This is a genomic window from Microbulbifer maximicatervae (SeqCode) (assembly GCF_052467815.1).
This window is the reverse complement of record NZ_CP174326.1, coordinates 2,960,283-2,975,656: the sequence shown is the minus strand read 5'-3', so window position 1 is coordinate 2,975,656 and position 15,374 is coordinate 2,960,283. Positions and strand designations below refer to the sequence as shown.

13 protein-coding genes are annotated in these 15,374 nt (G+C 54.9%); 1 reads left to right on the top strand and 12 read right to left on the bottom strand.

Annotation, left to right across the window (positions count from 1 at the left end; genetic code table 11):
* Positions 1–28: 28 nt before the first annotated feature.
* The 6 genes from ACJJIW_RS12940 to trpB all read right to left on the bottom strand — a co-directional run bounded on the left by ACJJIW_RS12940 (position 29) and on the right by trpB (position 5,882).
* The gene (locus ACJJIW_RS12940) at positions 29–523 is read right to left on the bottom strand and encodes a CvpA family protein (RefSeq protein WP_282931877.1); all 495 of its coding nucleotides are present in this window, start codon (positions 521–523) and stop codon (positions 29–31) included.
* Positions 524–764: 241 nt separating this feature from the next.
* Complete coding sequence (locus ACJJIW_RS12935) at positions 765–1,409, bottom strand: SPOR domain-containing protein (protein WP_444935390.1); 645 nt, start codon at positions 1,407–1,409, stop codon at positions 765–767.
* A complete protein-coding gene (folC, locus tag ACJJIW_RS12930) occupies positions 1,390–2,664 on the bottom strand; it encodes a bifunctional tetrahydrofolate synthase/dihydrofolate synthase (protein WP_444935389.1) in 1,275 nt (424 codons plus the stop codon). Before folC ends, ACJJIW_RS12935 begins: the two co-directional genes overlap by 20 nt.
* A 77-nt stretch (positions 2,665–2,741) precedes the next feature.
* Entirely contained in the window at positions 2,742–3,596 is an 855-nt protein-coding gene (gene accD, locus ACJJIW_RS12925) for an acetyl-CoA carboxylase, carboxyltransferase subunit beta (RefSeq protein ID WP_282931874.1), read from the bottom strand.
* Positions 3,597–3,756: 160 nt separating this feature from the next.
* A complete protein-coding gene (gene trpA / locus ACJJIW_RS12920) occupies positions 3,757–4,566 on the bottom strand; it encodes a tryptophan synthase subunit alpha (RefSeq protein ID WP_413664953.1) in 810 nt (269 codons plus the stop codon).
* 92 nt (positions 4,567–4,658) lie between these two features.
* Positions 4,659–5,882 (bottom strand): tryptophan synthase subunit beta, encoded by a 1,224-nt coding sequence (trpB, locus tag ACJJIW_RS12915; RefSeq protein WP_108732438.1) that lies wholly within the window; start codon positions 5,880–5,882, stop codon positions 4,659–4,661.
* A gap of 238 nt (positions 5,883–6,120) precedes the next feature.
* Between trpB and ACJJIW_RS12910 the strand changes: the two genes are divergently transcribed.
* Positions 6,121–6,348, top strand: a complete 228-nt coding sequence (locus ACJJIW_RS12910; protein ID WP_444935388.1) for a hypothetical protein — start codon at positions 6,121–6,123, stop codon at positions 6,346–6,348.
* 243 nt (positions 6,349–6,591) lie between these two features.
* Here the strand turns inward: ACJJIW_RS12910 and ACJJIW_RS12905 are convergent, their stop codons facing one another.
* The 6 genes from ACJJIW_RS12905 to leuB form a co-directional block, all read right to left on the bottom strand.
* Entirely contained in the window at positions 6,592–7,200 is a 609-nt protein-coding gene (locus tag ACJJIW_RS12905; protein ID WP_108732437.1) for a phosphoribosylanthranilate isomerase, read from the bottom strand.
* 125 nt (positions 7,201–7,325) lie between these two features.
* Complete coding sequence (truA, locus tag ACJJIW_RS12900) at positions 7,326–8,219, bottom strand: tRNA pseudouridine(38-40) synthase TruA (RefSeq protein WP_444935387.1); 894 nt, start codon at positions 8,217–8,219, stop codon at positions 7,326–7,328.
* 131 nt (positions 8,220–8,350) lie between these two features.
* Positions 8,351–11,734: a motility hub landmark protein FimV gene (locus tag ACJJIW_RS12895; protein WP_444935386.1), complete on the bottom strand. Its 3,384-nt coding sequence runs from the start codon at positions 11,732–11,734 to the stop codon at positions 8,351–8,353.
* A gap of 197 nt (positions 11,735–11,931) precedes the next feature.
* Positions 11,932–12,927, bottom strand: a complete 996-nt coding sequence (locus tag ACJJIW_RS12890; RefSeq protein WP_282931869.1) for an Asd/ArgC dimerization domain-containing protein — start codon at positions 12,925–12,927, stop codon at positions 11,932–11,934.
* A gap of 189 nt (positions 12,928–13,116) precedes the next feature.
* Positions 13,117–14,232: an aspartate-semialdehyde dehydrogenase gene (gene asd / locus ACJJIW_RS12885; RefSeq protein ID WP_444935385.1), complete on the bottom strand. Its 1,116-nt coding sequence runs from the start codon at positions 14,230–14,232 to the stop codon at positions 13,117–13,119.
* Positions 14,233–14,301: 69 nt separating this feature from the next.
* Positions 14,302–15,360, bottom strand: coding sequence for a 3-isopropylmalate dehydrogenase (gene leuB / locus ACJJIW_RS12880; protein WP_444894759.1), 1,059 nt, complete (start codon positions 15,358–15,360; stop codon positions 14,302–14,304).
* Positions 15,361–15,374: the final 14 nt, after the last annotated feature.

The window sequence follows — 15,374 nt, the reverse complement described above, 5'->3', positions numbered from 1 at the left end:
CTCGAGAAGAGCGCTTTTGGCGCTCTATTTAAAACAACTTTACGAAGAATTCCTTAACGGAGCCCGCCAGCTCCCGCGCACTATCCTCAAATTCGAGGAAATGGGGAATCAGAACAGACTGACTCCACCAACTGTCCTGTTCCACCGGCACCAATGCCGGGGCCAGGATCAACAGCGCCATCACGACAATGGCTCCCCGCACCAAGCCAAACGCCATTCCCAGCACTCTATCTGTACCGGATAGCCCAGTTGCCTCAACAAAGGCAGAGAGCACCATGTTGAGACCGGCGCCAGCGAGTAAGGTGCCGATAAACAGGATGCCAAAAGCTGCAATCATTTGGAGGGAGGGGGTGTCGACGAGGTTGGATAGCATTGGCGCCAGCTGGTCGCGAAACATCATGGCGACGATAAAGGCGGCAATCCAGGTAAGCAGAGACAAGGTTTCCTTGATGAAACCTCGACTAAGGCCGATAAGCGTGGAGATACCCACAATAGCCAGAATGATCCAGTCAGCCCAATTCATTCAATCCTACCTGCGTGGCGGCTGCTGCCGCGAAGAGCGCGCATTCTAACTGAAGGGACTAAGCGCGTGAAGCCGTAGGCCAACCGATTGGAATTTATTACTTGTAGTACCGCTTTCCCTGGACGTTTGGCGCAGTGGCAATCGGTTAATTGCGAATAAAAGTGCAAAGTGGAAGTCTGCCAGCAAGTTGCCACCATCCTCCTCGGACTGAAATGGTGGCAACCTGAAGCCAAAGGCCCGATCAGGCCTTGAACTGAAGCACGAGAGTCTGGGCTTTCAGAAGGGTATCCAGTTCTTTTTTCAGCTGATGGGCATCAGCCTTGTTGACCTTTGGCCCAACAAAGACCCGCACCAGGCGACCCTTGTCTGTATCCACTGCCCGAGTATAGGCACTGTAGCCCTCGTTCATCAGGCGCAAACGCAGCTTGTCCGCATTGGACTCATCCCGGTAGGAAGCCACTTGAACCACCCAGGCCACAGGCAGGCCATAGGCATCCACAAGGGGCGAGGCCCCCTTTTTCGGCGCGGCCAGTTTTTCCTCCGGTTCATCACTCTTGGCGATCTCTGACCGCTCCTCTCCCTCATCAGCTACTGGAGCCTTCGGGTTGGAGAAGTTCTCTGGCAGGTCCGGCTGGAAAGCCTCACCCGGCGCCGGTGCAGGCATAGCATCCGCTACCGGTTGCGGCTCGGCAATTTCAATAGGGCGTATATCCGGCTCCGCCGGAATCTGGCTGGTTTCACTGATATTGCCTGCGGCCTCCCGGTCCAACAGGCTGGGCAAGAAAATAACGGCAAGCGCAGCTAACACCAGCGCACCGACAATGCGCTGCTTAAATCCGTCGTTCAATCGCCCTCGGCGGGAGGGTTTACCCTCGCAATTCTCCATTACCTTCGTCTCGCATCTGCTGCAGAACCTCAGCCACAGTAAAGAAGGAACCAAATACAAGCAACCTGTCTTGTGGACCAATGGTCGGCAGCAGCTGTTGTAAACCATCGGCGACGCTTGGACAGCGACTATTGGCGTTCGTTGCCTCAACACCTGCTGCGGCCAGACCTTCCAGCAAGGTCTCTCCGCTCGCAGCGCGGCTATTGCCCGGTAACTCTGCGGGGTGCCAGGCATCCACCACATCCCGCAAAGGCGCGAAGAGCCCCACCAAATCCTTATCGGCCATGGCCGCTACCAGCGCATGGGTCTCACCATCTACAGGGTGATCTGCAAGCCATTTAGCCAAGTGTTCGGCCGCTGCCGGATTGTGCCCCACATCCAACAGCAAGTTACACCCCTGCCATTGAACCTGCTGACAGCGCCCAGGCAGGGCAATTTCAGCCAGTGCAGATTCGATCCCACTCTGGGGCAGTACATTGAGCAGAGCCAGCGCGGTAATCCCAGCAGCGATACTTGGGCGCGGCAAGTTGATCGGGGGGATCGCAAGTTCCAACTCACCAAAACGGTAAAGTTCTTTTTTACCCTCTCCCAAATTAAGAGAGAAATCCTGACCTATAAAGTAACTGGAACTGGACAATTTTTCTGCCGCAGACAGCACAGATTGGGTGGGATTACTATCAGCACAGACAAAAGGCGCCCCAGCACGTAGGACACCGGCTTTTTCACGGCCGATTATTTCCCGGTCACTGCCAAGCCAGTCCTCGTGATCAATGGCAACACTGGTGATAATAGCGAGATCCGCATCCACCAGGTTGACTGCATCCAGGCGCCCACCCAGGCCAACTTCCAGAAGTGCAAACTCGACGCCTGCCCTTTGAAATAACCAGAGCGCCGCCAGGGTGGTGTATTCAAAATAGGTCAGGCTGGTCTCACCGCGAGCAACCTCTATAGCCTCAAACGCCAGCACGAGATCTTTATCGGCAACCTCTTCACCCCCGATACGCACCCTCTCGTTAAAGCGCAGAAGGTGTGGGGAACTGTAAGCACCTACGGAGCGCCCTCCCTTACACAGCAGCGCCTCCATAGTGGCCACGCAGGAACCCTTACCATTGGTGCCCGCCACAGTAATCACTGTCGGTGCCGGTTTCTGGATGCCCAGTGCATCGGCCACAGACGCGACGCGCTCAAGACCTAATTCAATTTCGGAAGGGTGCAGCTGCTCCAGACGGGAGAGCCAATCTTGCAGTGAAGGCATAGTTGAAAACATCGATGATGGGGGCTGCAATCAGCGGAAATTAAGCTGATCACAGCATTACCCCAAGGGAATGGAAATCAGTTGCCGGTCAGTTTACCCAATATGCGGGACACTGTAGAGCGCATTTCCTTGCGAGGAATAATCATATCAATTGCGCCGTGCTCCAGCAGGAACTCACTGCGCTGGAAACCTTTCGGCAATTTCTGGCGAATGGTCTGCTCGATAATATTCGGGCCGGCAAAACCAGCGCGCGCTCCGGGCTCCGCAGCGTTGATATCCCCCAGCAGGGCCAGGGATGCGGAAACACCACCGTATACCGGGTCGGTCATAATGGAGATATATGGCACGCCGGCCATCTTCATTTTTTCCAGCACCGCTGAGGTTTTAGCCATCTGCATCAGGGAGATCAGGGCCTCCTGCATACGGGCACCACCGGTAGCAGAGAAACAAACCAGCGGGATACGCTGCTCCAAGGCACGCTGAGCGGCACGGGTAAAGCGCTCACCGACCACATAGCCCATGGAGCCACCGTGGAAAGCGAACTCAAATGCTACCGCTACCAGGGGGGCACCATTCAGGCTGCCCTGCATGGCGATCAAGGCATCCTTCTCACCAGTGGACTTTTGTGCCTGTACCAAGCGGTCTTTATATTTTTTGACGTCTTTAAACTTCAGGCGATCAACCGGCTGCACATCGGTGGCCAGCTCTTCACGGCCTTCCTCGTCGAGGAAGATATCCAGGCGGCGACGGGCGCCGATTCTAAAGTGGTGATCGCACTTGGGGCACACATCCAGATTGCGTTCCAGCTCCGGGCGATAAAGCATCGCATCGCATTTGACGCATTTCTTCCAAACCCCCTCGGGGACCTTGCTGCTGCCGGTGCGACGCTCTGTGCGAATTACCGCAGGGACAATTTTTTCTAACCAGCTCATCTCGTTTCCAAATCCGGAGGCTTTCTTTGGGCCGGCACATTTTACCGACCAGTGGGTTTCAGGCTAGGAATTAAAACACTAAGCTGAACAACAAACCCGGCCAGATCAGCCGCTATTTTTGGCTTTCTGGCCAGCTTTGTGCTTAGACCTATAGCTGCTTTTAGCGATCCAGGGCTTCGCGCATCTCGCTGACAATAGCGCCAACCGCCGTTTTAGCGGCTTCCAGGTCTGCCGCCGCATCTACCGCCGACACCAGCACACTACCAACTACAGCACCGTCACCATGGGCACTGACCTGGCGGGCCGAGGTACCATCTTTGATACCGAAGCCAACACACAGGGGCAGATCGGTAAACTGGCGAATATGGTCCAGATTGTCACGCACTGAATCCAAATCCAGGTGGCCTGCTCCGGTAACCCCTTTCAGGGATACATAGTAAACAAAGCCACTGGCAACATCGGTAATTTCACGAATACGCTCTTCAGTAGTAGTAGGCGTCAGCAGGAAGATGTTGCGCAGGTTGCGCTCCGCCAAAAAGGCATTCAGGGAACCGGACTCTTCAGCCGGCAGATCTACGGTCAGGGCACCATCGACACCCGCAGTGGACGCCGCTTCAGCAAACTCCAATTCACCCATACGCTGAATAGGGTTGGCATAACCCATCAGGATTACCGGAGTGTCACTGTCCGACTGCCGAAATTCTTTCACCAATGCCAAACATTTGCGCAGCGAAGCCCCATTGGCCAGCGCTCGCTCATGCCCTTTCTGAATTACCGGGCCCTCTGCCATGGGGTCGGAAAACGGCACCCCCAGTTCAATAACATCGGCCCCGCTGGCCACCAACTGATGCATCAGCGGCACAGTATTTTCCAAGCCGCCATCGCCAGCGACAATATAAGTTACCAGTGCCTTGCGGCCCTCATCGCGCAACTTGGCAAAGCGGCGATCAATTCTATTTTGTTCTGTCACAGTTTATTCCCTGAGCTACTCCTGGCAAAAAGCCAGCTCAATTATTTGATCTTCACCCATTTTGCCCGCCTCAGAGGCGGGCGGTGATATTGCTACACCTCGATACCGTCGATAGCGGCAACGGTGAAAATATCCTTATCGCCTCGGCCGGAGAGATTCACCAGGACATTCTGCTCAGGGCTCATGGAAGCCGCCAACTTGAGCGCGTACGCGACTGCATGGCTGGATTCCAATGCCGGCAAAATGCCCTCAGTGCGAGTGAGACGGCGGAAGGCATCCAGGGCTTCATCATCGTCGGCGGTGACATATTCCACCCGGCCGATATCTTTCAGCCAAGAGTGCTCAGGGCCAACACCCGGGTAGTCGAGCCCCGCAGAAACCGAGTGAGTCTCGATAATCTGGCCGTCATCATCTTCCATCAGGTAGGTGCGGTTACCGTGCAGAACACCGGGAATACCATCATTCAGTGGTGCAGCATGCTTACCGGAAGCCAGGCCTTCACCGCCGGCTTCGACACCAAACATTTTCACTTCAGCGTCATTCAGGAACGGGTGGAACAGGCCGATCGCATTGGAACCACCACCGACGCAGGCCACCAGCGCATCGGGCAACTGGCCAAAGCGCTCCAGACTCTGGCGACGGGCTTCACGGCCGATAATAGAGTTGAAGTCGCGCACCAATTGCGGATAAGGGTGAGGACCAGCCACAGTGCCGATAATGTAGAAAGTATTATCGACATTGGTTACCCAATCGCGCATGGCTTCATTCATGGCGTCCTTTAGGGTCTTGGAACCGGATTCCACCGGCACCACTTCTGCCCCCAGCAGTTTCATACGGTATACGTTGGGGGACTGGCGCTTAACGTCTTCCGCACCCATATAAACCGTACACTGCAAACCGAGACGCGCTGCCACGGTTGCCGTAGCCACACCGTGTTGACCAGCGCCGGTTTCGGCAATTACTCGGGTCTTACCGCTGTGTTTGGCCAGCAGTGCCTGGCCCACCGTGTTATTTACCTTGTGCGCACCGGTATGGTTCAGGTCTTCCCTCTTAAGCCAGATTCGCGCACCGCCCGCCTGCTCAGTCAGTCGCTCAGCAAGATACAGCGGCGATGGCCGGCCTACGTAGTGCGCCAGATCGTGATCAAAGGCAGCGACAAAATCCGGATCATCTTTCAGGCGGCTATACATTGCCTGAAGCTCATCCAATGCGCTGATCAGCGTCTCCGATACAAAGCGACCGCCGTAGGGACCAAAATGTCCGCTCGCATCCGGGAAAGTGGAAAAATCGATAGCACCTGGCTTACTCACACTCATACTCCGTGGGTCACGTGGGGTTAAAACTTTCTTTCTGTTTACCTACTGTTTGAATAGTTCTTCCTGAACTATTCAAACGTCGCCAGAAAATACTGGCGCAGATGCATCGATCTGCTGGTATTTGCTGGCTCGCGCCGGCCAAGCCGGCGAGCGGCACTTCCCTGTGCCGCTTCAATACTATTAGCCGTAGTTCTTCCTGAACTATTCAAACGTCGCCAGAAAATACTGGCGCAGATACGTGGATCTGCTGGTATTTACTGGCTCGCGCCGGCCAAGCCGGCGAGCGGCACTTCCCTGTGCCGCTTCAATACTATTAGCCGTAGTTCTTCCTGAACTATTCAAACGTCGCCAGAAAATACTGGCGCAGATGCGTCGATCTGCTGGTATTTACTGGCTCGCGCCGGCCAAGCCGGCGGGCGGCACTTCCCTGTGCCGCTTCAATACTGTTAGCACTAGCTCTTCCTGAACTATTCAAACGTCGCCAGAAAATACTGGCGCAGATGCGTCGATCTGCTGGTATTTACTGGCTCGCGCCGGCCAAGCCGGCGGGCGGCACTTCCCTGTGCCGCTTCAATACTATTAGCCGTAGTTCTTCCTGAACTATTCAAACGTCGCCAGAAAATACTGGCGCAGATGCGTCGATCTGCTGGTATTTACTGGCTCGCGCCGGCCAAGCCGGCGGGCGGCACTTCCGGTACCGCCTCTAAATCTATCTCTTCGCCGCGCTGACAAACGCAAAAACTTTTTCTCGATCCTTGCGTCCCGGCTGACGCTCTACACCTCCGCTTACATCCACCCCCTGTGGGCGCGCAGCTTCTACTGCTGCAGTTACATTCGCGGGATTCAAGCCACCGGCAAGGACGATCGGGCGACTGCTATCTTGGGGAACCCTGTCCCAATCAAAGGTCTCTCCGGTACCACCGGGGACACCAGGCCTGTAGGCATCCAATAGAAACCCCCGGGCTTTGGGGTGCTCAGTCATTGCGGCTTTGACATCGAGGTCATCTTTCATCCGCAACGCTTTGATATAGGGACGCCGGAATTGTTCGCAGAAACGGGCGCTTTCATCGCCGTGGAATTGCAACAGGTTAAGCGGCACCGATTCCAGTACAGCGTCCACCTCACTCTGTGCCGCATCGACAAACAACCCCGTCAGGGTGACAAATGGGGGAACTGCCGCTGCAACTTTAGCTGCCATATCAAGATCGATATAGCGCGGGCTCGGCTTATAAAATACCAGGCCCAACGCGTCGGCACCCGCATCTACAGCCATCAGGGCATCTTCTATACAAGTGATGCCGCATATTTTTACTTGCATCGTGTAACCTGGACTCAGCCGGCTGGCCGATCAAAAGAGGGAACGACGGATACTAGCAGATAGTCAGAAGGCGCGAAATGCACGCCCTCTCCCAGATTTGCTTTAGCCTCGAAAAATTCAGCAGTTTAACTAAGTAGCAAAGCACCCAAAGGCTGTGGCACCAGCAGTGGCCCAGGCTCACATTGGGGAAGCTGGAAATGATCCGGATAGCGCACATCAACGAGATACAGGCCAAACGGCGGCGCAGTCACGCCTCCGGCGGAGCGGTCCCGCTGATCCAGCACCTCTTTTACCCAAATTGGTGGACGCTCCCCTCGCCCCGCAGCCATCAAAACCCCGGTGATATTGCGCACCATATGGTGAAGGAATGCGTTAGCACTAATCTCCAAAGCAATCAGCTGACCCACTGGAGCAATATCCAGGCGGGTAATTTCGCGCACCGGGCTCTTAGCCTGGCACTGAGAGGCACGGTAGCTGGTGAAGTCGTGGCGGCCGATCAAGTAGCTGGCTCCCTCACGCATCGCCTCCAAGTCCAGTGAGTGCTGGGTCCAGGTTACCTCAGCGGCGCTGTGGGCTGAGCGGGTCGGCGCACTGTGAATCAAATAGCGATAACTGCGTGCGTGAGCGGAAAAACGTGCATGGAACTGCGCCGGCATTTCCCGCGCCCAGCGCACCCGCACAGAATCCGGCAACTTGGTATTAACTCCCTGCACCCAGGCGCGGTCCGGGCGCTGCGCTCGGGTATCAAAGTGAATGACCTGATTGGTAGCATGAACGCCCGCATCGGTACGCCCGGCACAAACCAGGGTCACATCCTCCGCTGCAATAGTGGATAAAGCCCGCTCCAGATGAGCCTGGACAGTCTCCGATGCAGACTTCTGCTTCTGGAAACCGTGCAGTTTGGCTCCGCAGTATTCAACGCCCAGTGCTATACGGCGCAGCCCTTCGGGCAGCCCCTCACCTTCAGGGACCTCCCCATTGGGCTTGTAAATATATTCCCTCTGCGTCACCTGACTCATATCACCAAAACCACTTGCTCTCCCCGCTGCGACTGCGCCGGGTAAAAATCACTGCCGGGAACTTCCCGGTAAACATAAAAAAACCTCGCAACCAGTGCGAGGTTTTTTCAAAAACGGAATACGCTGCTAGCTTACACCATCCGCTCCAGCATTTCCTCGGCGCGGTCTTTGTGTTCACCGCCACCATCCTGGGCGACCTCTTTGAGGATATCCTTAGCGCCCTCTTCGTCACCCATATCCATATAAGCTTGAGCCAACTCCAACTTGGTCGCCATCTCATCGCCGCCTTCCAGCAAACTCAACTCTGAATTGAGGTCGCTTTCCAGGTTGAAGTCGAGGTCACCAAAGTCAGAATCTGACGGCTTTTCGACAATCGCCTCAACCTGCTCTGTCGCTTCAGGCTTAGCTTCAACCAGGGGTTCTGGCTCAAGAGTCAAATCACCCTCAGTGGATTCATCGATGAGAGCCAGCTCATCCTCCAGGGAGAACTCCTCTTCGATTGCATCCGCATTGAAGTCCAGGTCGCTAGCCCCGGCCAGCTCCATACCTGCCGCATCGAGAGTATCCAGGTCAGCATCGAGGGATAAATCTGCTGCCGGCTCACTGCTGGCCGCAGCTACCTCTGCCGAGGGCTGCTCAGTTGCGTTGAGATCCGCAGCAATATCATCCAGGTCGATACCGTCGAGATCCAGATCGGAATCCAAGTCGCCGCCGATCATCTCCAGATCACCCTCAGAGAAGTCATCCATGGATAACTCTTCTGCAGATGCAGGCTCCTGAACAGAGGAGACCCTTCCTGTCAGGGAGATCTCTTCGCTCAAACTACTGTCAGCTGAATCCAACTCCAGAGCATCATCCGACTCAAAGGCCGTATCCAGCTCAAGCGAAACCTCTTCTTCCGCTTGCGGCTGGGTCTTTTCCTCCATCATGGAGAGATCCAGCTCAAAATCCAGGCCCGGAACCGAACCACCGCTAGTAGTTGCCTTTTCTTCCAGTTGGGTCTCAACTGAGGCTGTAGTGTTTTCCTCTACCGCCGGTTCCAGATCGAGAGAATCCAGATCCAAGTCAGAGGTATTAAATTCTATTGGAGCTTCGACACTTTCATCTGTGTTATCAGAAGGTTCTAGCCCCAAATCGTCTTCGACCAAAGCGGACCCTTGATTGCTTGAGCCCAAATCACCCAGATCCAGTTCACCCAAATCAAGCTCGTCAAGATTTAAGTCGTTTTCAGTTTCTGGCTCAGATGCCGCGAGGTTGGTTTCCTGACTATCACCATCGAGAGCACCGTCCAGATCCAAATCATCCAGGCTGAACTCCGTATCGAAGGATTCGCCCTGCTCCGCAGCCACCTGTAACGGCTCTTCAAAACTACTATCCAAATCCAGATCCAAGGACAATTCCTGGTCAGAATCAGACTTGTCTTCATCCAATGACAGATCCATGGTCAGATCGTCGAGGAGTGACGTGTCAGGCTCCAGGCTATCGCTGCTGTCGAGATCCGGTTCCGCACTTGTGAAGTCATCGTCCAGGGCCGCGCCAATATCGTCGAGCTGCGCTGCCTCGAAGGATTCATTGGATAGACCCATAGCCGGGGCTTCAAAATCCGGTGCACCAACAATGGATTCACGCAGGCGCGCGGCGCGATCGGCAGCTGGGCCGTCGCTGATACTGAGCAGCTGGCGATAGTGGTCGTCAAACCTCTCAACATCCTGGTTGTGGGCGTAGACCTCCATCAACATCAGGCGTGCATCGACCACCTGCGGGTCTTTTTCCAGCCCCAGCAAAAGCTTGCTTTCAGCTTCCTCGTACTGCCCCAGGGACAGGTGAATCTCCGCTTCAGAAATAGGGTCATCAGTGCCTACATCGCCGAGATCGCCCAGATCGAAAGTGTCGTCGGCCTCCATACTTTCTACTGCAGCGAGAGTTTCATCGGGTTCGGCAATTTGCTCAGGAATATCCAGCGGCTCATGTTCCATAGCCATCTGCTGTTCAAGTTCTTGCTGCGCCTCTTGCTCGGCCTTGCGGCGACGCCAGGTAAACAGACCAAATATAGCGGCCAACAAGCCCCCACCGCCCAAGCCAATCAGCAATCCATTATCGGCGAGCTGCTCCATAAAGGTGGGCTTGGGTTTGGTTTGCACAGCCACTACCCGGTTGCGCTCTTCCGATGGAGCCGGCTCAGTTTCAGCAGCTTCCTCTTCTGCGTCGATTGCACCCTCTGGCTCTTCACTATCGTCGACAGCAAGGCTGTCATCTGCGAGCTCCGCTTCAGCATCATCCACCACAGTGGGATTGAGCAGCGCATCGGACTGCTCAGCAGCCTCGACCGCAGCTACCAGCTCTTCACTGGAAACCTCGACCAGCGCCTCCATGGTGTCAATCTGCTCATCGAGCTCGGAAATCCGCTCACGCAATTCTGAGTTTTCAAGCTTGGACTTATCCAGCTCTTCCTCAGCCATAGTGAGATTGCCTTCAAGCGCTGCACTGTCTTCAGAGCCAGCTCCAGAGCCCGAAGATACAGACTCATTATCCCCAGGTGTAACAAGACTCACACGCCCTTCAACCGTTTCACTGGTGAAAGACTCTTCCTCAACTGCGCGGGCATCCAGTGGTGCACCTGTGGTCACTTCCACTTCGGAGCGCTGACGCCAAGAATCATTTTGCTGGGCCACTTCAGAGATGGCCTCAGTCATAGTCAGTGTGCGCAGATCTTCTGTATTAGGCAGACGCAGAACGGCGCCTTTCTTCAACAGATTAATATTGTCATTAATAAAGGCTTCCGGATTCAGCCTTTGGATCGCCAGCATAGTCTGCTGCACAGAAAACTCGCGGCTGGCACGATTTTGCAGTGCAATTTCCCAGAGGGTATCTGAAGAACTTACCGGGCCGTAAACTTGGCTACTGTCACCACTTTCTGTGGACACATAGCGAGGTTGTGGACGCGCCGCCTCCCGACTTTCAGGAGTAACGCTTTCAGTGGGAGTCGGCTGTGCCGGAGCTTGATTACTGCTCGGCGCAGGTGTTGTCCGTCGCTGAGGCTGCTGTACCGGGGTATTGCGACGCACTTGTTGGCGTTCGCGCTCAGCCGCACGCACGGGCTGTTGTGCTGCGGTAGGAGAAAACGCCGGCAGGTCCATCAACAGCGTATATTCGCGCAATAAACGGCCACTGGGCCAACGAGTCTCAACAAGGAAATTCAAGAAGGGCTCGCGAATTGCTTCACGGCTGGAAATACGGATAACCGGCTTGCCACCTGAATAATCTACTTCAAAATCTAAAGAAGTGAGAAGGTAAGAACGCTCGACACCAGCTCGCTCAAATTCTTCAGGGCCTGCGAGGCGAACCCTAATTTCGGTATCTTCCAAACCGCGAGTTTGCAGCAATCCGATTTCCGCATCGAGAGGCTGGTTAAGGGTCGAGTTGAGCTTGATCTCACCTAGTCCAAGCGCCAGAGCCGCGTTGCTTCCCAGTGCACCGACTAGACCAACTGCAAGTGCCAACTTACGCACACGCATATCCGATTCCCTTTATTGTTAGAACCTTCCCAGGGCTTCCGAAAAGCGCGCCTTCAGAACATCCCCATTACTGAACGGTAATCGTTCGACGATTTGGCCGCCGTTTAGGCAGCCGCCAAATATGGCGAATATCTCGCCAATTTCAGCCAGGCAAAAGTTAAGATTACACCTTCACTATGGCCGCTAAGTATTAATTATCAGTAGTTTTTTAGCAACAAGTGAGCAATTTGTGCACAGTTTATTGCTACATCTTTGCGCAGGTTGTCAGACACCGCACAAAGATTTAACTGTCGCTTGTTAAGTAGGCTTTGGCGCAAGCGGCCGATGATTGTCACGTCGCTGCCCACCGCACTTTCTGCCGAGGGCTGCTCCGCCATGTTGAGGCCAGCGCCATTTGCCAGCAGCGCACGCACTTTTTCCAGGTCGACATCTTCCGTTAAAGCGACGCCCAAATTAGCTAGCTGACCGTGGAAAACAGAGACCGTATTGATGCTGGCATCGACGGCTACCGCGTCTCCAAATAAGCGACGCAGGTCGTGAACCAAAGTCAGCTCACTGAGGGTGTGGCCACTCGCGAGTAGGGCCTCGCAGGCACTGAGCTGGTTAAACGCCAATCGGTGGCCAATCTCTGGATCAATTTCTGCGTCCTGGCCACTAAACATCCGCGCGGTTTGTGCCGCCATCGCATCAATTGCGGCCTTGCCCAGGGCAGACACCGGCTGGTTGAGCTGTACCTCTACCGCTTGCAGTTTATCTTTCAGGGGCGCCAGGGCTTCCGCCACCATGGAGGCGCCGGCACTTGGCAGCGCAACAACACGGCGCTCGGCAGAAGCGAGTTCCCCGCTGTTAAACATTGGGTGTACCAGGGCAACACTTTCATCGCCACGGGTATTGTTGGCCACGTCGACAATCCAGGCGCCATTTTGCTCTGCGGCAGCCATGGCGGCTTCAACGGCATCGCCGGCGCTCAGCAGAATCACGACCTGCTTATCGTTAAATGTAAATTTCTCCAGGGACTCTACCGGAATATTGCGATTGGCAAATACCTGGGGGTCTACTTCCCGTTCGTCAGTCTCCAGCAAACTCAGCTGCTCGGCGGAAATTACTTCACGCTCTTCGAGTACTTCCAGCAGGGGACCAAAGGCGGCGTTATCAACACCGACAATGACCAGTTCGCGGGTGGCTTCGGACATGGCAAATCACTTCATTGAATTGGAAAGGGAAAATGAGGGGCGATTATACCCGTGGGGAAAATTCGAAAAAGGCGCTATGACAAACAGTAGCCGTTTTTTACGCGAAGAAGTTCACAGCTTGGCAAAAAGTCCTCCACTAAAGTGGCCTATTTCCACACTTAGTAGAGGACTTACTCAGGTCCGTACCAGTTACAGTTTGCCGAGTAAAATCAGTAGGATTCTGCGCAGGGGTTCTGCGGCGCCCCATAGCAGCTGATCCCCTACAGTAAAGGCGTTTAAGTACTCTGGACCAACGCTCAATTTACGCAGTCGACCGACAGGAATATCCAACTTTCCGGTAACTGCTGTTGGCGTCAGGTTCTGCACCGTAGCCTCACGCTCATTGGGCACTACATTTACCCAGTCGTTGGCACCATTTAACAATTGTTCAATGTCGGCAAGTGGCAAATCTTTTTTCAATTTTATGGTGAAAGCCTGGCTGTGACAGCGCATGGCACCGATACGTACGCAAGTGCCGTCTACAGGAATCGGGGTTTCGGTCTGTAAAATCTTGTTTGCTTCAACTTGCGCCTTCCACTCTTCGCGGCTCTGGCCATTCTCCAATTGAGTATCGATCCAGGGCAACAAACTGCCTGCCAGTGGCGCGCCAAATTCTGCGGTGGGGAATTCCGCTGAGCGCATATCTGCTGCTACTTTGCGATCAATCTCCAGAATGGCACTGGCCGGGTCGGCCAGCTCTGTTGCCACACCATCGTGCAGCGCACCCATCTGCGCAATCAATTCGCGCATATTGCGCGCACCGGCACCGCTGGCCGCCTGGTAAGTCATGGCGGTAACCCACTCGACCATGCCCGCCTTAAACAGCCCACCCAGAGCCATCAACATCAGGCTCACGGTGCAGTTACCACCGATAAAATTTTTCTGCCCGGCATCAATCGCGCGATTAATCACATCGCGATTAACCGGGTCCAGCACAATCACAGCATCGTCCTGCATTCGCAGGCTGGAAGCCGCATCAATCCAGTAACCCTGCCAACCGGCCTCGCGCAAGCGGGTAAAAACTTCCTTGGTGTAATCACCACCCTGACAGCTGACAATCGCATCCAGCTGGCTCAGTGCATCAATATCGTAAGCATCGCCCAGTGGCGGCAGCGGCCTGCCGATGTCCGGCGCCGTGCCTCCGGCATTGGAAGTTGAGAAAAAAACCGGTTCGGCGATATGGGCAAAGTCATCCTCTGCTCGCATGCGCTCCAGTAATACCGAGCCGACCATGCCGCGCCAGCCGATAAAACCTATTTTTTGCATTGCGGTGTCCTGTATGTGAGGTGGTCAAAGTGCGCCGCCGGGAAAGCGGCGCGATAGTGGAATCGAAACTTAAAGTGCGGCTACAACGGCAGCGCCCATCTCTGCGGTAGAGACTTTCTGGCAGCCGCCGGTATAAATATCGGCAGTGCGCAAACCCTGCTCCAACACCTTGCTCACTGCTGCTTCAATCGCATCTGCGGCCTCATTCATATCGAGGGAATAGCGCAACATCATGGCAGCAGACAAAATAGTCGCCAGTGGGTTGGCGATACCCTGGCCAGCAATATCCGGAGCGGAGCCATGGCACGGCTCGTAAAGACCAAAACCGCTTTCGTTCAAGGAGGCGGAGGGCAACATACCAATGGAACCGGTAAGCATGGCGGCGGCATCGGAGAGGATATCGCCAAACATATTGCCGGTTACCATCACATCAAACTGCTTTGGCGCCCGCACCAATTGCATCGCCGCGTTGTCCACGTACATATGGGACAGCTCTACATCGGGATATTCCGGAGCCAGACGATCCAACACCTCGCGCCAGAGCACTGTCACTTCCAGTACATTGGCTTTGTCTACAGAACAGAGTTTGCCATTGCGCTTTTGTGCTGCCTCAAAGGCAGAGCGGGCAATGCGTTCAATTTCTGATTCGCTGTACACGTAGGTGTTAAAGCCCTGACGCTCACCATTTTCCAGGGTCTTGATACCGCGCGGCTCGCCAAAGTAAATACCCCCGGTCAATTCGCGCACAATCAGAATATCCAAGCCGGCGACCACTTCGGGCTTAAGCGAAGAGGCATCGGCCAGTTGCGGGTAGAGAATCGCCGGGCGCAGATTCGCGTAGAGGCCCAGGCCGCTGCGAATTTTTAACAAGCCCTTTTCCGGGCGAATTTCCCGCTCCAGGGTATCCCATTGAGGACCACCTACAGCACCGAGCAGCACCGCATCGCAGTCACCCGCCGCCTTCAGCGTTGCGTCAGTCAGAGGCTCACCGTGGGCATCGATAGACGAGCCACCAATCAGGCCCTGCTCAAAACTGAGCCCCAGATTGAATTTTCCCGATGCAACTTCCAGCACCGCCATGGCCTGTTCAACAATTTCCGGACCAATGCCGTCACCCGGCAGAATCATTACTTTTTTCGTCA